17 protein-coding genes are annotated in these 17,834 nt (G+C 69.0%); 1 reads left to right on the top strand and 16 read right to left on the bottom strand.

The window, feature by feature from the left end; all coding sequences use genetic code 11:
* Window positions 1-138: 138 nt before the first annotated feature.
* Window positions 139-1,059 carry a peptidylprolyl isomerase gene (locus tag FFS52_RS02995; RefSeq protein ID WP_137808777.1) on the top strand — a complete coding sequence of 307 codons (921 nt, stop codon included), beginning with the start codon at window positions 139-141 and terminating at the stop codon, window positions 1,057-1,059.
* Window positions 1,060-1,244: 185 nt separating this feature from the next.
* Here the strand turns inward: FFS52_RS02995 and FFS52_RS02990 are convergent, their stop codons facing one another.
* The 16 genes from FFS52_RS02990 to pdxS form a co-directional block, all read right to left on the bottom strand.
* Window positions 1,245-3,629 carry a RelA/SpoT family protein gene (locus tag FFS52_RS02990; RefSeq protein ID WP_137808776.1) on the bottom strand — a complete coding sequence of 795 codons (2,385 nt, stop codon included), beginning with the start codon at window positions 3,627-3,629 and terminating at the stop codon, window positions 1,245-1,247.
* 106 nt (window positions 3,630-3,735) lie between these two features.
* Entirely contained in the window at window positions 3,736-4,311 is a 576-nt protein-coding gene (locus FFS52_RS02985; protein ID WP_137808775.1) for an adenine phosphoribosyltransferase, read from the bottom strand.
* A 16-nt stretch (window positions 4,312-4,327) separates the two neighbouring features.
* Entirely contained in the window at window positions 4,328-6,061 is a 1,734-nt protein-coding gene (locus tag FFS52_RS02980) for an ABC transporter substrate-binding protein (RefSeq protein ID WP_137808774.1), read from the bottom strand.
* 10 nt (window positions 6,062-6,071) lie between these two features.
* Complete coding sequence (gene secF, locus FFS52_RS02975; protein ID WP_137808773.1) at window positions 6,072-7,265, bottom strand: protein translocase subunit SecF; 1,194 nt, start codon at window positions 7,263-7,265, stop codon at window positions 6,072-6,074.
* Window positions 7,262-8,887 carry a protein translocase subunit SecD gene (secD, locus tag FFS52_RS02970; RefSeq protein WP_249356407.1) on the bottom strand — a complete coding sequence of 542 codons (1,626 nt, stop codon included), beginning with the start codon at window positions 8,885-8,887 and terminating at the stop codon, window positions 7,262-7,264. The genes secF and secD overlap by 4 nt, the downstream gene beginning before the upstream one ends.
* A 248-nt stretch (window positions 8,888-9,135) precedes the next feature.
* On the bottom strand, window positions 9,136-9,519 hold the full coding sequence (gene yajC, locus FFS52_RS02965; RefSeq protein ID WP_137808771.1) for a preprotein translocase subunit YajC: 384 nt from the start codon (window positions 9,517-9,519) through the stop codon (window positions 9,136-9,138).
* 170 nt (window positions 9,520-9,689) lie between these two features.
* Window positions 9,690-10,778 (bottom strand): Holliday junction branch migration DNA helicase RuvB, encoded by a 1,089-nt coding sequence (gene ruvB, locus FFS52_RS02960; protein ID WP_058250271.1) that lies wholly within the window; start codon window positions 10,776-10,778, stop codon window positions 9,690-9,692.
* Window positions 10,779-11,372 carry a Holliday junction branch migration protein RuvA gene (gene ruvA, locus FFS52_RS02955; RefSeq protein WP_137808770.1) on the bottom strand — a complete coding sequence of 198 codons (594 nt, stop codon included), beginning with the start codon at window positions 11,370-11,372 and terminating at the stop codon, window positions 10,779-10,781.
* On the bottom strand, window positions 11,369-11,938 hold the full coding sequence (gene ruvC / locus FFS52_RS02950) for a crossover junction endodeoxyribonuclease RuvC (RefSeq protein ID WP_068971778.1): 570 nt from the start codon (window positions 11,936-11,938) through the stop codon (window positions 11,369-11,371). The genes ruvA and ruvC overlap by 4 nt, the downstream gene beginning before the upstream one ends.
* 102 nt (window positions 11,939-12,040) lie before the next feature.
* The gene (locus FFS52_RS02945; RefSeq protein ID WP_058250268.1) at window positions 12,041-12,796 is read right to left on the bottom strand and encodes a YebC/PmpR family DNA-binding transcriptional regulator; all 756 of its coding nucleotides are present in this window, start codon (window positions 12,794-12,796) and stop codon (window positions 12,041-12,043) included.
* A gap of 142 nt (window positions 12,797-12,938) precedes the next feature.
* On the bottom strand, window positions 12,939-13,559 hold the full coding sequence (pdxT, locus tag FFS52_RS02940; protein WP_137808769.1) for a pyridoxal 5'-phosphate synthase glutaminase subunit PdxT: 621 nt from the start codon (window positions 13,557-13,559) through the stop codon (window positions 12,939-12,941).
* Entirely contained in the window at window positions 13,556-14,410 is an 855-nt protein-coding gene (locus FFS52_RS02935) for an acyl-CoA thioesterase II (RefSeq protein ID WP_065632103.1), read from the bottom strand. Before FFS52_RS02935 ends, pdxT begins: the two co-directional genes overlap by 4 nt.
* Window positions 14,411-14,473: 63 nt before the next feature.
* Window positions 14,474-14,965, bottom strand: coding sequence for a LuxR C-terminal-related transcriptional regulator (locus FFS52_RS02930; RefSeq protein ID WP_065632102.1), 492 nt, complete (start codon window positions 14,963-14,965; stop codon window positions 14,474-14,476).
* A gap of 170 nt (window positions 14,966-15,135) precedes the next feature.
* On the bottom strand, window positions 15,136-15,906 hold the full coding sequence (locus FFS52_RS02925) for an FHA domain-containing protein (RefSeq protein WP_137808768.1): 771 nt from the start codon (window positions 15,904-15,906) through the stop codon (window positions 15,136-15,138).
* Between the two features lie 11 nt (window positions 15,907-15,917).
* Entirely contained in the window at window positions 15,918-16,784 is an 867-nt protein-coding gene (locus tag FFS52_RS02920; protein WP_137808767.1) for a protein phosphatase 2C domain-containing protein, read from the bottom strand.
* Between the two features lie 131 nt (window positions 16,785-16,915).
* Window positions 16,916-17,827 (bottom strand): pyridoxal 5'-phosphate synthase lyase subunit PdxS, encoded by a 912-nt coding sequence (gene pdxS / locus FFS52_RS02915; RefSeq protein WP_137808766.1) that lies wholly within the window; start codon window positions 17,825-17,827, stop codon window positions 16,916-16,918.
* Window positions 17,828-17,834 lie beyond the last annotated feature (7 nt).

Raw genomic sequence — 17,834 nt, 5'->3', positions numbered from 1 at the left:
CCATTGTTGCGTAGGCGGCATGGCTCGCGACCCGCCGCACCCCGTTCTCAGGTACAACTGGCACACTTGCCCCCGAGTAAGTGACATCCACGACGATGTCGGCACAGCCATGCCGAGGTTTCAGGAGGATCCACCCGCGTGTCCACCAATGAGGAGCGCCGCGAGGCGGCGAAGCGGAAGCTCGAAGAACGCCTCGAGACCGAGCGCCTCGCCCGGCGCAAGCGGAAGATCGTCATCGCCTCCGTCTCGACCGCGGTCGTGGTCGCCGTGGTCGCGGGCGTGACCGCCGTCGTGGTGAAGAAGATCATGGACGACCGCGAGGCCGCACGCTGGACGACCTGCGCCTACGAGGACTCCCCGAGCCGCTTCGACCAGCTGCCCGATCAGGTGCCCGACAACGTCCCGGCCGATCAGCGAGCGCAGTACCAAGCCGAACTCGACGAGCTGAAGGCGGCCGCGGAGAACGAGCGGACCTCGCCCAAACCGGATGAGCGCGTCCTCAAGTCGGGCACCGAGAAGGCCACGTTCGTCACCTCTCAGGGCACCCTGCCGATCACGCTCGAGCGGGACGGCGCGCCGTGCAACACGGCTGCGGTGACCTCGTTGATCGAGAACAAATTCTACGACGACTCCACCTGCCACCGCATGACCACCAGCGAGACGCTGAAGATCCTGCAGTGCGGCGACCCCACCGGCACCGGCATGAGCGGGCCCGGCTGGACCAGCCCCGACGAGCCGCCGACCGACCTGCAGACGGTCGGGCAGCCGGATCCGACGACCGGTTCGCAGCCCGTCATCTACCCGCGCGGCACCATCGCGATCGCCAACAGCAGCCAGGGCGGACAGAACCCGAACACCGGGTCCAGCCAGCTCTTCATCGTGATCAACGACAGCCAGTTGGGCCCGGACTACTCGATCGTCGGCAAGGTCGACGAACCCGGACTCGCGGTGCTCGACAAGGTCTACGCCGGCGGCATCAACCCCGGCCCGATCGACAGTCAGCCCGGGGACGGCGAGCCGAAGCTCCCGGTGACCATCGAGACGGCCACGATCAACTAGGCGCCGGGACTCTGATCCCTAATCCAAAAGAACCTCGAAACCCGTGATCCCTGAGGTGCGAGGAGCGCGAGCGACGAGCCACGAAGGGCCTGGCGAGGCAGCTCACCCGGCCCTTCGTGGCTCGCTTCGCTCGCACCTCAGGGAGCAGAGGGAGTGGGCTGGCGAATCAGAACAGAGCCTCCCGATCACGCCGCCGAGGTCACCCGGTAGACGTCGTAGACGCCTTCGACGTTGCGCACGACGTTGAGCACGTGCCCGAGGTGCTTCGGGTCGCCCATCTCGAACGTGAACTTGCTGATGGCCACCCGGTCCCGGCTCGTCGTCACCGACGCGGACAGGATGTTGACGCGTTCGTCGGCGAGCACCTTGGTCACGTCCGACAGCAGCCGGTGCCGGTCGAGCGCCTCCACCTGGATCGCCACCAGGAACACCGATTCCGGCGACGGGGCCCAGGACACGTCGAGAATTCGTTCCTCTTGCTGCCGAAGCGATTCGGCGTTGGTGCAGTCGGTGCGGTGCACGCTGATCCCGCCGCCGCGGGTGACGAAACCGAGGATGTCGTCGCCGGGCACCGGGGTGCAGCACTTGGCGAGTTTGATCACGACGTTGTCGATGCCGTCGATTATGACGCCCGCGTCGCCGCCCTGGCGTGCCCGGGTGGGCATCGTCGACGGCGTCGACCGCTCGGCGATCGCCTCTTCGGCGTCCTCGATGCCACCCAGTGAGGCGACCAGCCGGTTGACGACATGCCGTGCGGAGACATGGTTCTCACCGACCGCGGTGTAGAGCGCGGTGACGTCGGTGTAGCGCAACTCGCGGGCGATCGCCGACATCGATTCCGCGCTGAGGAGCCGCTGGAGCGGGAGCCCGCCGCGGCGGACCTCCTTGGCGATCGCGTCCTTGCCGGCCTCGAGGGCCTCCTCGCGTCGCTCCTTGGCGAACCACTGCCGGATCTTGGCCTTGGCGCGCGGCGAGACCACGAACGTCTGCCAGTCCTTCGACGGACCCGCGGTCGGCGCCTTGGAGGTGAACACCTCCACCACCTCGCCGTTCTCGAGCGTGCGCTCGAGCGCGACCAGCCGGCCGTTGACGCGCGCGCCGATACAACGGTGCCCGACCTCGGTGTGGACCGCGTAGGCGAAGTCGACCGGGGTCGACCCGGCGGGCAGCGTGATGACGTCGCCCTTCGGGGTGAACACGAAGATCTCGCGCACGGCGAGGTCGTAGCGCAGCGACTCCAGGAACTCACCCGGGTCCGCGGCCTCCCGCTGCCAGTCGAGCAGCTGGCGCATCCAGGCCATGTCGTCGATCTCGGCGGTGTCGGACTTCTTGCCCGACTTGCGGTAGCCGTTCTCCTTGTAGCGCCAGTGCGCGGCGATCCCGAACTCGGCCGTGCGGTGCATCTCGTGCGTGCGAATCTGCACCTCGAGCGGTTTGCCCTCGGGTCCGATGACGGTGGTGTGCAACGACATGTAGACGCCGAACCGCGGCTGGGCGATGTAGTCCTTGAAGCGCCCGGCCATGGGTTGCCACAGCGAGTGCACGACACCGACGGCGGCGTAGCAGTCGCGGTCCTCCTCGCAGAGGATGCGCATCCCGACGAGGTCGTGGATGTCGTCGAAGTCGCGGCCCTTGACGATCATCTTCTGATAGATCGACCAGTAGTGCTTGGGCCGCCCCTCCACGGTGGCGTTGATACGCGCCCCGGCCAGCGCGTTGTTGATGTCGGCGCGCACCCGCGCGAGATATGTGTCGCGGGACGGAGCGCGGTCGGCGACCAGCCGCACGATCTCCTCGTAGCGCTTGGGATGCAGGATCGCGAACGACAAGTCCTCGAGTTCCCATTTGACCGTCGCCATGCCGAGTCGATGAGCAAGTGGCGCAATGACTTCCAGGGTCTCGCGAGCCTTGCGCGCCTGCTTCTCCGGCGGCAGGAAGCGCATCGTGCGCATGTTGTGCAACCGGTCGGCGACCTTGATGACGAGAACGCGCGGATCGCGCGCCATCGCGATGATCATCTTGCGGATGGTCTCGGCCTCCGCGGCGCTGCCGAGGGCGACCTTGTCGAGCTTGGTCACGCCGTCGACGAGGTGTGCGACCTCGGGTCCGAAGTCCTTCTCCAGCGCCTGCAGGGAGTAGCCGGTGTCCTCGACCGTGTCGTGCAGCAGCGCCGCGATGAGTGTGGTGGTGTCCATGCCCAGATCGGCGAGGATCGTGGCGACCGCCAGCGGATGGGTGATGTAGGGATCGCCGGACTTGCGCTTCTGGCCGCTGTGCCGTTCGTCGGCGACGTCGTAGGCGCGCTGCAGCAACGCCACGTCGGCCTTCGGGTAGATCTCGCGGTGCAGGGTGACCAGCGGTTCGAGGACCGGCCGGACCTGGCTGCGGGTCGCGGTCATGCGGCGCGCGAGGCGGGCGCGCACCCGGCGTGAGGCCGACGCACCCGGCTGGATGGAGCCGACCGCGGCCGGTGCGTTCGGCCGGTCGACGGTCTCGGCCGACGTCGCGCCGGCGTCCGGGGTGCCCGCGGGATTCACGCCACGCTGCGCCGTGTCGGATTCATCGGGCATCAGCGGTCCTCCTCACGGTTGTCTGTCGGCATACGGTGACCCGTCCGGCCTGCCGGGCGGGCTCAGCCGATTCTAGTCGCGCCCGCCCATGACCGGGTCGACGCCGTCAGTCCAGCGCGACCGCATGAACGGGAACGTCCGGTCCGAGGCCACGGGCGATCGTGTCCCGGCCGCCGAGACCCGCGAGTTCCATGATCACCGCGACCCCGACGACGTGCGCACCCGCACGGTGGAGCAGTTCGGCTGCGGCGACCGCCGTCCCGCCGGTGGCGAGCACATCGTCGACGAGCAGGACACGCCGGCCGGTGAGGTCGAGGCCGTCGGCCGGGATCTCGAGCGTGGCCTGTCCGTATTCGAGGCTGTAGTCGATGGCGAGGACCGGCGGCGGCAGCTTGCCGCCCTTGCGGACCGCCAGCACCCCGACCTGGAGCTCACGCGCGACCGCGCCGCCCAGCAGGAACCCGCGGGCGTCGATGCCGGCCACGAGGTCAATCGACGAACAGCCATGGGTCAGCGCGGTGACGATCGTCGACAGCCCTTCCGGGTCCGCGAGGACCGGTGTCAGGTCCTTGAAAGCGATTCCGGGAGCCGGGAAGTCGTCGACGAGGCGAGCGTGTGCGGCGATCGCCGCCTGCGCTCGCGAGACCGCCTCCGCCGTACGGTCGGGCACGACACCACCCATCGCTTCACTCCCCTGCTCAGCCACGGATCGTCCACCGATCCATGTTCCATCCGGTGCCGTCGCGGCCGAGACCGGCCACCACGTTGCCCACCCGATCCTTCCACTGCCGTATCCGCGGCGCCGCGAAGAGGGGCACCGACGGCATCGTCGCCCAGGTCGCGTTCTCGATGGACCGGGCCAGACGGAGTCGGTCGGGCGCCGAGACGGTCGTCGCGAGCTGATCCACTCCCCGACTCACCATCGGCTCCCGGATGCCGGACAGGTTCAACGGGTCTCCGCCGCGCAACGCGTAGGCGTCCCGGCTCGGGTCGGCAGCACCGGCCGCGGCGAATGACGCGCCCCCGGCGACGATGAGTGCGTCGACGTCGCGGCCGAGCGCGTCGGGTCGCAGCTCGGGTGAGGACGCGTCCTCGACGACGATCCCGGCGGCGCGGCACGACGCCGCGATCGCCGCGGTCATCTGCTGCCACCGTGGAGTCGGTGCGACGTAGCCGATGCGTACCGTCCGCGGTCGCAGCGCGACCTCCGAACCGGCCGCCTCGCCGCCGGCCGGGTCCTGTACCGCGCCCTGCCCGGTGGCCGCCCGGACGAGTCCGCGCGCTCGTTCGATGTCCGGCCGCTGATAGGCCTGGCCGAATTCGGTGTTCATCTGTGCGGCCAGATTGTCTGCCGGGGAGAGCACCCGGAGATTCCAGACCTGCGCGCCGGCGCCGAAATCGCGCGCGAGGTCGGCTCGCGGGACGCAGGAGGCGAACGCCCGGCGCATCCGGACATCGCCGAACAAGCCGCGGCCCGCCAGGACGAGTTCCTCGACGCCCAGCGCGCGCGCCGGCGAGGACGACCCGGCGGCCCCCGCCGAACCGGCGATGTCACCGTCGACAAGGCCGGCCGTCACGTCGACGACGTCGAACCGCCCGTCGGGGAGCCGGCGGGTCGCGTCGGTCCCGCGCCCCCAGACGACGATGCGCGAGGTCTCCGGCTTGTCGCCCCACCACTCGTCGTTGGGCACCAGGACGAGTCCGCCCGAGCGCGAGTACCGGTCGATGCGATACGGACCCGACGCGGGATAGTGCGCGTGATCGACCGGTCCGAACGTCAGGTCGAAGCCGGTGTTCCATGCGTCCGCGATGCGTCCGACGGCGGCCCGGTCCATCGCCCGGATCGGGTCGATGACGTCGGAGAGGCCGGCCACGCGGGCCACCACATGCGCCGGCATCATCGCCCCGGCGCCGAAGAGCGACAGCCAGTTCCGGTACTCCCGTCCGGGCGAGAAGGTGACGGTCGCGCTCTTGTCGCCGGCCGCGCAGTCCACCGAATCGATGTCGCGATAGCCGGCCGTGGTCGCCGGGGTGAAGCCGGGCAGCCGTCCGCTCATCGCCGCCCAGGCGAGCACGAGGTCGTCGCAGTCAAGGGCCACCCCGTCGGAGAAGGTCGCCTCGGGGTTGAAGTCATACCGCAGGGTCGGCACGCGGCCGGGCACCTGGGTGACCGTGCCGACGTCGCGATCCGGGATGACCTGGCCGGCCGGGCCCAGCAGACTGAAGCCGGGCAGCAGCCGGGTGGTCGCCATGAGGACGCCATCGGCGTTGCCGCTCACCGTGTTCGCGTTGTAGGTCGTGATCCGCGCGTCGACCACGTAGTCGATCGTCGGCGGCCCGTCGTCGCCGCAGGCCGTCACCAGCCCGGCGACCGTGACGAGCCCGACGAGGAGACTCAGGACCCTGACGAACTCCCGGCGTCCAACGCTCACGTCGCAGAGACTAGCGGTTGCGGCGGCGTTTGCCGGTCGGGACCGCGCGGTCCGCGTCGTCGGTGTCGACTGCTGCCCCGGCGGACGCCCCACGGCGCGTCCGGACCGGCCGCGGCTCGTCGGACGGGAGCCCCGCGCGACGTCGGAGGACTTTCTCGGTGTGCCGGCCGATGTCGGGGCGACGTTCCTTCAGTGTCGCCAGGAGCGGCGCGGCGAGGAAGACCGACGAGAACGTACCGACGAGGACACCGACGAGCTGGATCAGCCCGAGATCCTTGAGCGTTCCGACGCCGAGCAGCCAGACCGCGATGACCATCAGCGCGATGATCGGCAGCACCGAGATGACGGTGGTGTTGATCGATCGCATGAGGGTCTGGTTCACACCCAGGTTGGCCTGTTCGGCGTAGGTGCGCCGGGTGGTCTGGAGCACCGAGCGGGTGTTCTCGGAGATCTTGTCGAACACGACCACCGTGTCGTAGATCGAGAAGCCGAGGATGGTGAGCAGGCCGATGACGGTCGCCGGGGTGACCTCCCACCCGACGAGCGAGTAGATACCGGCGGTCACGATCAGGTCGAAGAACAGCGACCCCATCGCCGCGATGGACATCTCCCGGTCGAATCGCACCGCGATGTAGACGAAGACGATGACCAGGAACACGGCCAGCGCGATCAGCATGCGCTCGGTGATCTCGCTGCCCCACGTCGAGCTCACATCCGAGATGCTCACCTCGGCGGGCGCGAGTTCGGGACCGAATTCGTCGGCGAGCGCGCGCGTCACCGATTCCGCCTGGGCGAGATCGAGGGTCTCGGTGCGCACCTGGACCGTCTGGCTGCCACCGGCTCCCGCGGTCTGTACCGATTCGGGCGCCTCGCCGAGGGTCGCGGTGACAACTTCTTCGACGGACTCCGCGGTGATATCGGAGGAGACAACCGGCACCGACATCTGGGTACCGCCCTCGAAGTCGATACCGAGGGTGAATCCGCGGATTCCGATCGAGGCCAGGCAGATCAGCAGGATCGCCGCGGTGACGCCGTACCACATGCGGCGGCGTCCGACGATCTCGAAGGCACCGGTACCGGTGTAGAGCCGGGACAGGAACGAGCGGTTGCGATCGGCGACGAAGTCGGCGTCCGCGCCGGGCTGCGCCTTGTCGGCGTCGAGGACGGCCGAGTCGCCGGTTGCCTTGTTGTCCGGCCCGGTCATCGCACGGTCCCCTTCTCCCGAGTGGCGTCAGTGGTGTCGTCGGCGTCCGTCGGCGACGCAGACGTGCCGGCGGTGGCCGCACCCGCTTGCCGGTGCGCGGCGACGCGACGCTGGCGGGCGACCTCGCTGATCGCCCCGAGTCCGTTGACGCTCGGCTTCGACAGGAACGTCGAACGGCTCGCGTAGACGACCAGCGGATGGGTCACCAGGAACACGACCATGACGTCGAGGATCGTCGTGAGACCCAACGTGAACGCGAAGCCGCGGACCTCGCCGATCGCCAGGATGTAGATGACGGCGGCGGCGATGAAGCTCACCGCATTGCCGGACCAGATCGTGCGGCGCGCGCTCGCCCAACCGCGGGGCACCGCGGACCGGAAGCTGCGCCCCTCGCGCATCTCGTCCTTGATTCGTTCGAAGTAGACGACGAACGAGTCGGCGGTCATACCGATACCGATGATCAGACCCGCGATGCCGGCGAGGTCGAGGGTGAACCCGATCCAGCGACCGAGCAGCACGATGATGCCGTACACCATGGCCCCGGCGAGGACGAGCGACAGCACCGTCAGGATGCCGAGCATGCGGTAGTAGGCCAGGGCGTAGATGAACACCGCGATCAGGCCGACGAGTCCGGCGATCAGACCGGCCTGCAGCGACGCGAGACCCAGTGTCGCCGAGATCGTCTCGGCGTCGGAGGCGGTGAACGACAACGGCAGCGAGCCGTACTTCAGCACGTTGGCGAGTTCGTTCGACGACGACTCGGTGAACGGACTGGCGCTACCGCCGCTGATCCGGGTCTGACCGCCCGGGATGGGCTCGTTGATCGCCGGCGCCGAGACGACGCGCGAGTCGAGCGTGAAGGCGGTCTGGGTCCGGTTGGGGGCCTGCTCGGCGGTGTACCTGGGCCAGAAGCTGGCGGCCTCACCCTCGAATTCGAGGGTCACCACCCATTCGCCGGTCTGCGGATCGGTACCGGCGTTCGCGTTCTTGATGTCGCGACCGTCGATAATCTCCGGGCCGAGGAGGTAGACCTCCGAGCCGTCCGTCGAGCAGGCCACGAGGTACTGGTCGGGGCGGTCATTACCCAGCAGCGGGTCGTTGGCCGTCGGCGAGCAGTCCATCTTCGCCATCTGCTGCTGGAGTGCCTCGAGCTGCTGCGGGGTCGCGTTCGCCGGCGCCTGACGGAGCTTGCGCTGCTCGTCGATGGCGGCTGCCGCGGCCTCGGTGGGCAAGGCGTCGGCCTGATCGTCGGCACTCTCGGGCTTCGGCGGTTGCGGAGTCGCCATGGCCGGCTGCCCGACGACCGGTCGGACGTACAGGCGCGCCGTCTGGCCGAGTGACTTGGCCTGCGCGCCGTCCTGGCCGGGGACCGTGATGATCAGGTTGTCACCGCTGACGACGACCTCGGAACCGGAGACGCCGAGCCCGTTCACGCGCTGCTCGATGATCTGCTTGGCCTGATCGAGCTGCTCTCGGGTCGCCGCCTGACCGTCCTCGGTCCGCGCGGTCAGCGTGACGCGCGTACCGCCCTGGAGGTCGATACCGAGCTTCGGTTCGATGGTCTGGGGTCCGGTGAAGAAGATCAGTCCGTAGACGACCGCGAGCAGGCCGATGAAGGCCACGAGCGGACGCCACGGCGGGATCTCTCGAGCCGGTCGCGACCGCTTCCCTGCAGTCCGGCCCTTCCCCGAAGTCCGAGAGGGAGTTGTCACAGCTGTTCAGGTCTCCTTGAGAGCGTCAACCGGCCGACGAGCAGCCCGACCGGCATGACCCATCGTCCACTCCTGGCCGGGACACGCCGGAAGCGCGTCGGAGGCGGTGCAGACGGACGGGCGCGCCGCGTCGTGGTCCGACGCGGCGCGGATGCGGCTTACTTGTCGTTGTCGCGCGCGTCGTCGGTGGCGGGCTTGTCCACGCTGACCGCGTCGGCGTCGTCGTAGTCGTCGGACTCGATCTCCGGGGCGACGTGGCCGGCGTAGGTGGCCGCGGCCTCATCAGTCGGGACGACGCGCATGACGGCCAGCCGGTTCCAGCGGGTGACCACGCCGGTGGCGATCTCGACGTCGACGACGTCGGGCGAACTCGCGTCGATCACGGTGCCGAAGAGACCCGAGGTCAGCTGGACGCGGGTACCGGTGGACACCGAGTTCTGCATCTCCTGCATCTCGGCCACACGCTTCTTCTGCTTCCGCATCGACAGGAACATGAAGCCGGCCAGCAGGGCGAGCAGAAGCGGGAAGAGCAGAGCGTCCATGAGTGCGAGTCAGTCCTTTGGGTATCAGTGGGTACGGCGTGAGCGAGCGGCCTGTCCGGACGAATCCGGGCAGCATCAGCTCAGCTGTGCTCCACACAGTGTGCCACGTCTTGCGCGGAGCTCATCCCCGCAGGTGGTGCCGGTGTCCTCGACGGTCGTCGAAGATCCGGCTAGAGGTCGTCGAACAGCGTGTCGGCCGCCACGTCACGGGGACGCACCCCGAAGGTGGCGTTCATCGCACCGGCGGGCGGGGTGAGTCCGAGGTGATGCCAGGCGGCGGCGGTGGCCACCCGCCCGCGCGGCGTCCGCGCGATCATGCCCGCGCGCACCAGGAACGGCTCGCAGACCTCCTCCACGGTCGCCGGTTCCTCGCCGACGGCCACGGCCAGCGTGGACACCCCGACCGGCCCCCCGCCGAAGGCGCGGATCAGGGCGTCGAGGACCGCCCGGTCCAGACGGTCGAAGCCGAGTTCGTCGACGTCGTAGACCGCGAGCGCCGCGCGGGCGACGTCCACGGTGATCGACCCGTCTCCCCTCACCTCGGCGTAGTCGCGGACCCGGCGGAGCAGCCGGTTCGCGATGCGGGGCGTGCCCCGCGACCGGCGCGCGATCTCGCCCGAGGCGTCGCCGCGGAGTTCCATGCCCAGGATCCCGGCCGAGCGATGCAGCACCCGGACGAGTTCGTCGGGCTCGTAGAACTCCATGTGCGCGGTGAACCCGAACCGGTCGCGCAGCGGGCCGGTCAGCGACCCCGACCGTGTTGTCGCCCCGACCAGCGTGAAGGGTGCGACGTCGAGCGGGATCGAGGTCGCTCCCGGGCCCTTGCCGACCACGACGTCGACGCGGAAGTCCTCCATCGCGAGGTACAGCATCTCCTCGGCCGGGCGCGCGATGCGATGGATCTCGTCGATGAACAGCACGTCGCCCTCGACGAGGTTCGACAGCATGGCCGCGAGGTCGCCGGCCCGCTCGAGTGCCGGACCGGAGGTCACCCGGATGGCGGCGCCCATCTCCGAGGCGATGATCATGGCCAGCGACGTCTTGCCGAGCCCGGGCGGTCCCGACAGCAGGATGTGGTCGGGGGTGCCACCGCGGCCCTTGGCCCCGTGCAGGACCAGTTCGAGCTGTTCGCAGACCCGCGGCTGGCCGATGAAATCAGCGAGTGACCGGGGACGGAGACCGGCGTCGAGGTCGCCGTCGGAGCGCACCGGCATCGCGCTCACGTCCCGATCGTCGACGTCGTCCGGATCGCCGCCCATCTACGACGCCTTGCCGAGCAGTGACAGCGAGTGACGCAGCGCGGTGGACGCATCGGCGTCGGGATTCTCGGCAAGTACCGTCGTGACCGCCTTCTCCGCGGGGCCCGCGGTGAACCCGAGCCCGACGAGCGCCTCGGCGACCTGCTCGCGAATACCGCCGACGACGGTCACACCGGTCGACGCCTCTCCCGTGGGCCGGTCCACCTTGTCCCGCAGTTCGACGCACAGCCGTTCGGCCACGCGTTTGCCGATGCCGGGTACCGAGGTCAGTGACTTGGTGTCGGATTCGGCGAGCGCGCGTCGCAACGCATCCGGCTCGAGGACTGCGAGGGTCGCCATCGAGAGTCTCGGGCCGACGCCGGTGACCGTCTGCAGCAGCGCGAACAGCGCACGGGCGTCGGGTTCGGCGAAGCCGTAGAGCGTCATCGAGTCCTCGCGGACGATCATCGAGGTCAGCAGCGTCGCCTCGTCACCGCGGCGCAGCCGGGACAGCGTCGCGGGCGTCGCCAGCACGCGGTAACCCACTCCCCCGCAATCGATCACGGCGTGGTCGAGCGCGATCTCGAGCACCGGTCCGCGGACTGACGCGATCATGCGCGACTCCCCTCTCGTGCCTGGGCCACCCGCGCGCGGTGCCGGGCCGCGGCGGCGTCGGCCTGCTTCTGTGCGGCTGCCATCCGCTCCATCATGGGTCCGCGCCAGCAGTGACAGATCGCGAGCGCGAGCGCATCCGCGGCGTCGGCGGGACGCGGCTTGGTCTGCATGCCGAGAATCCGGGTGACCATCGCGGTGACCTGGGACTTGTCGGCTCGTCCGCTGCCGGTCACCGCTGCCTTCACCTCCGACGGGGTGTGGAAGCGCACCGGTACGCCGCGCTGGGACGCCGCGAGCGCGATGACGCCGCCGGCCTGCGCGGTCCCCATGGCCGTGGACACCTGGTTCTGCGCGAAGACCCGTTCGATGGCCACCACGTCGGGCTGGTGCACATCGAGCCAGTGACACGCCGAGGTGTAGATCGCGAGCAGTCGCTCGGCGAGTTCCATGTCGCTCGGGGTGCGCACGACGTCCACGTCGAGGGCGGTCACCGTCCGCCCCCGACCCGACTCGACCAGCGCGATACCGCACCGGGTCAGACCCGGATCGACGCCCATGACGCGCACTCGTACCCTCCCAGGCATCGTGATCTGCGAACAGTTGTTCGAGATCTTATCGGGGAGAGCGGACAAGTCCGGTGATCAACACACCGGGCGGGCGGCGGGGTGTCAGTCGTTCTCGAGTTCGGCGAGGACCTCGTCGCTGATGTCGACGTTGCTGTAGACGTTCTGGACGTCGTCGGAGTCCTCGAGCGCGTCGATCAGCTTGAACACCTTGCGTGCGCCGTCGGCGTCCACCGCGACCTCGACCGACGCCCGGAAGCTGGCCTCGGCGGAGTCGTAGTCGATCCCGGCCTCCTGCAGCGCGCTGCGGACGGCGATGAGATCGCTTGGCTCGCTCACGATCTCGAAGGACTCGCCGAGATCGGTGACCTCTTCGGCGCCCGCGTCGAGCACGGCCATCAGGACGTCGTCCTCGGTCTGTCCGTTCTTCTCCAGCGTCACCACGCCCTTGCGGGTGAACAGGTAGGAGACCGAACCCGGGTCGGCCATGTTGCCGCCGTTGCGCGTCATCGCGGTCCGGACCTCGCCGGCCGCACGGTTGCGGTTGTCGGTGAGGCATTCGATGAGCACGGCGACGCCGTTGGGCCCGTAGCCCTCGTACATGATGGTCTGCCAGTCCGCGCCGCCGGCCTCTTCACCACCACCGCGCTTGCGTGCGCGTTCGATGTTGTCGTTGGGAACCGAGGACTTCTTCGCCTTCTGGATCGCGTCGAACAGCGTGGGGTTACCCGCCGGGTCACCGCCGCCGGTCCGCGCCGCCACCTCGATGTTCTTGATGAGCTTGGCGAACATCTTGCCGCGCTTGGCGTCGATGGCCGCCTTCTTGTGCTTGGTGGTGGCCCATTTGGAGTGGCCGCTCATGTCCGTCGATTCCTTTCCCGGCGCCGGCACGTGCGGCGGGCCGTGGCCCGCAACCGGCGCACTCCTACGTCTACTCGGTCGCCCTGTTGGTTGTCTCCGGCGCGGTGCCGGGCTCGTGGTCTACCGCTGGTTCGGCACGATCTTACCGACGCACCATCTCCACGAAGTATTCATGTACGCGCCGGTCGCCGGTCACCTCCGGGTGGAACGACGTCGCGAGCACGTTCCCCTGGCGGACCGCGACGATCCGCCCGGCCGCCGGGCCGTCGGGAACACGCGCCAGGACCTCGACCTCCGGGGCGACGGACTCGACCCACGGCGCCCGGATGAACACCGCACGCATCGGCGCGGCACCCTCGGTGTCGGTGATCCCGGTGAACTCCAGGTCGGTTTCGAAACTCTCCACCTGTCGCCCGAATGCATTGCGCCGCACCGTGACATCGAGGGCGTCCAGATGCCGTGCGTCTGGCCGGGTGTCGAGGATCGTGGAGGCGAGCATGATCATGCCCGCGCACGACCCGTACGCCGGGAGGCCGTCGGACAGCTTGTCGACCAGCGGGTCGAACAGGTCGAAGATGCCGAGCAGTTTGCTCATCGTCGTCGATTCACCGCCGGGGATGACGATTCCGTCGATCTCGTCGAGTTCGGCCGGGCGTCGCACCGCCACGGCGTCGGCGCCGGCCGCCTCGAGCGCGAAGACGTGCTCGCGCACATCGCCCTGCAGTGCCAGAACCCCGATCCGCGGCCGGTTGCCTTCGCTCACCGATCGGTCCGGGCGTGCTGGTCGTCGGGCATCACACGACCGGTGCGCGCCAGCCCCTCCTGGGTGACCGCCGCCACCAGGCGGCCCTGTCGATCGAAGATCCGTCCCTGGGTCAGCGCGCGACCACCGCCCGCCGACGGCGACGTCTGGTCGTAGAGGAGCCAGTCGTCGGCCCGGAAGGGGCGCATGAACCACATCGCGTGGTCGAGGGAGGCGACCTGCGGGTTGGACTCCGGATGGGGCACGCGCGAGGAGCCGAGCAAGGTCATGTCGCTCATGTAGGCGAGGGTGCCGACATGGAAGACGGTGTCGTCGGGCAGCCGATGGCGGTAGCGGAACCAGACTCGTTGTTGCGCAGCGAAATACGACGAGGTGACCATCATCTCCGGGGGCACGATGCGCAGATCGAAGTTGCGCCACTCCTTGAACACCGCGCGCTCTTCCTCGGCCAGCTCGTCGAGGCGGTCGGTGAGCTCGTCCGGTTGCGGCGCCGGCGGCATCCGGTCCTGGTGCTCGTAGCCCTGGTCGGTCCGTACATGGAACGACGCAGACATGGTGAAGATCGCCTCGCCGTTCTGGATGCCGGTCACCCGCCGGGTGACGAACGACCGTCCGTCGCGGATGCGGTCGACGAGGAACACCGCCGGACGATCCGGGTCACCGGGACGCAGGAAATAACCGTGGAGGGAATGAACGTCGAACTCGTCGGACACCGTGCGGGTCGCCGACATCAGGGCCTGGCCGGCGACCTGGCCGCCGAAGGTGCGCTGAAGGTGACTCGGGAACGCACCGCCGCGGTAGATGTCGGTCTCGATCTGTTCGACCTGGAGTATGTCCTCGATGGCTGCCACGCAGACCAGTATCGCGCACGGCGCCGGTGGGCACTCCCCTGCCCGCCGAAGCGCGGCCGGCGATCAGAGTTCGTCGAGGGTCATGATCCCGTCCTGGATGGCCCTGGCGACCAGCGATGCCTTCGTCGGGGCCGGACGGCCGATCTCGGCGTACTTGGCCCGGATCCGAGTGAGGTGGGTGTTCACCGTACCGAGCGAGATGTAGAGCTGCTGGGCCACAGCGGGTTTGGAGTCGACGAGCATCCAGGTGCGCAGGACCTCGACCTCGCGCGAGGTGAGATTCGGCTTGGCGCGGTCGGCCGTGGCCTCCGCGACCTCGGGGAACTCGGCGAGCGCGGGAACGGCGACCGCACGGTGCAGGTGGGGGTGTCCCGGACGATGGCCCAGGCCGAGCGGCTGACCCGCGCGCGGTGTCTGGATCTGGTGGCCGGGCAACGGCATCCGGCGAGCCGCCAGACGCGCCAGGGCTTCCTTCCGGCGGGCGATGGCCTCCGCGTCACGACGAGCGCTGACCGAGCGCAGGTGCTGGGGGGCCTGATGGGCGATCGCAGTCATGTGTGCTTCCTCTTCACTCATTCAACCGGTGGTCTTCCGGGTTCTCCCGGCGATGAGATGAAGATTATGGGCTGCGGCCCGGGTGGTCGATGGGGAGAACTCCCCTACCCGTGGGGAGAACTACCCACGGTGAAACCGCAGGTCAGCGACGTGAATACGCGGCGGCTGACTCAGTCGGCCGCGTTTCGGGCCGCCTCGGCGTCGATGAGGGGGAGATCTTCTCGCGTGACGATGCGTGACGACACCGCGTACTCCACCAGTTTGGTCCGGCGGTTGCTCGCGAGTTTCCCGCCCCCGCCGCGCATTCCGCTCACCCCGAGTTGATCGAGTTTGTCGCAGACGTTGTCGAGCTTGCGATTGAACTTGGTCAGCGGCCAGCCCAGCCGGCGCGCCGCCTGCGCCGACGACGGGATGGCACTCGAGCCGGTCCCCTCACGCCGCAGGATCTCCTCGGCCAGCACGATGATCAGCAGCTTCTGACTCTCCGTGAGCGTCGGCACGCCCTGCGTCGTGTGCCCGCCGCTGTATTCCGGACGCGTCACCGACTTCACCTGCGGCGCGCGGGCGAACAGGCTCAGCTCGTAGGTCGTCGGGCCGGCGGTGAACACGATGGTCGTCTCACCGAAGACGAGCGGCATCCGCGCACCGGGGCCCAGGGTCGCCGAGAACCCGACGTCGCCCGCCGAGACGCTCGCCGACAGGTGCGTGCCGAGATTGGTGAGCCACCAGAGCCCGTTCTCGTTGTGTATCACCAAGAATCGGCGATGAAGGTACGGGTTGTCGTCGATGGACAGATCCGCTTCGCGGCCGATGAAGAACCGTCGGTCGGCGTCGAGCGCGATGCGCTCGCCGCAGTATTCGACGTAGGTCGCCCCGGCGTCCAGCGCGGCGCCGCCGGACTCTGCGGGGGATGTCTCGGCCCGGTCCTGACCCGTGGTCATCAGTCCTCCGATCAGCTCGGGTCGGGGGCCGGAGCAGCTCCGGCGGCCTCTCCCTGCGCCGACTCGTCGAGCGCGGGCATCGTGAGAGTCGGCACCGATTCGTGGACACTCACGACGATGACGGTGACGTTGTCGTGCGCGCCGAGCGCCAGCGCGGCGTCGACGAGCCGCTCGGCCGCCTGCCGGGAGTCCTCCGCATTGCGCAGGATGTCACCGATCTCCTCGTCGGGCAGCTCCCCGGTGAGTCCGTCGGTACACAGCAGCAGCACATCCCCCGGGAATGCCGGCGTACTCGAGTAGTCGGCGACCGGGTCGACCATGCCCGCGCCGAGCGCACGCGTGATCACGTTGCGGCGCGGGTCGGTTCGGGCCTGCTCGGGCGTGAGGAATCCGGCGTCGATGAATTCCTGGACCTGCGAGTGGTCGGTGGTGAGCTGGTTGAGCGACCCGTTCTGGAAGCGATAGGTCCGCGAGTCGCCGATGTTGAGCACCAGCCAGTGCGGGCTCTGCTCGTGGGTGACGAGCACGATGCCGGTGGCGGTGGTACCCGCGCGTCGCTCGGTCTCGGTGTCGATCTCGCCGATGCGCCGCTGGGCGGCGAGCAACAGATCGTCGAGTTGCAGTTGGGTCGCCTTGAGTTCACCCGCGCTGGTGGCCTCCGACAAGGTGAGCAGTGCGGCCTCGCTGGCCAGTTCGCCGCTGTCGTGCCCGCCCATGCCGTCGGCGAGCAGGTACATCCCCGGCAGCGCGAGTGCCGCGTCCTCGTTCGTCTCCCGGACTCGCCCCACATTGCACGCGGCGGACCACTCGAGCCGCAATTCACCCACGATGTGTGTGCCCGAGACCGAAGCGTCTCGAACGATGGTCGCCGCATCCATGATCAGCAGATACTACCGCCGCGAAGCCCCTGACCCGCCACGCATGTCGACTGTTCGGTCTCCGGCGTGTTGAGAAGGGGCCCCGCGGCGGCCGGCGGTCGGTCTGACCACCTACGATCCGGACGAAGCGGTCACCAGCCGCGCTCGGCGAGGCGGTGCGGCTGCGGGATGTCGTCGACGTTGATGCCGACCATCGCCTCGCCCAGGCCGCGCGAGACCTTCGCCAGCACGTCGGGATCGTCGTGGAACGTGGTCGCCTGCACGATCGCCGCGGCCCGCTGTGCCGGGTTGCCCGACTTGAAGATCCCCGATCCGACGAACACGCCCTCGGCGCCGAGCTGCATCATCATCGCGGCGTCGGCCGGAGTGGCGATCCCGCCGGCGGTGAACAGCGTGACCGGCAGCTTGCCGGCCTCGGCCACCTCGACCACGAGCTCGTAGGGAGCCTGCAATTCCTTTGCGGCCACGTACAGTTCGTCCTTCGGCAACGAGGTCAGACGCCGGATCTCGTCGCGGATCTTGCGCATGTGGGTCGTCGCGTTCGACACGTCGCCGGTGCCGGCCTCGCCCTTCGAGCGGATCATGGCCGCGCCCTCGGTGATCCGGCGCAGGGCCTCACCGAGATTGGTCGCACCGCACACGAACGGCACGGTGAAGGCCCACTTGTCGATGTGGTTGCTGTAGTCGGCCGGGGTCAGGACCTCGGATTCGTCGACGTAGTCCACCCCGAGGCTCTGCAGGATCTGCGCCTCGACGAAATGGCCGATGCGGGCCTTGGCCATCACCGGGATCGAGACGGAGGCGATGATGCCGTCGATCATGTCGGGATCGCTCATCCGCGACACCCCGCCCTGGGCACGGATGTCGGCGGGCACCCGCTCCAGAGCCATGACGGCCACCGCCCCGGCATCCTCGGCGATCTTCGCCTGCTCGGGGGTCACGACGTCCATGATCACGCCGCCCTTGAGCATCTCCGCCATGCCGCGCTTGACCCGGGCCGTGCCCTGGCCGACCTCGGGAACGGTCGCGCCGTTGTGACTCACTGAAGAT

It is taken from the genome of Gordonia sp. ALPHA1B1 (assembly GCF_005502615.1).
Classification (GTDB): domain Bacteria; phylum Actinomycetota; class Actinomycetes; order Mycobacteriales; family Mycobacteriaceae; genus Gordonia; species Gordonia hongkongensis.
Note: the sequence above shows the minus strand (reverse complement) of the source record. Positions and strands in the feature narration are given on the sequence as shown.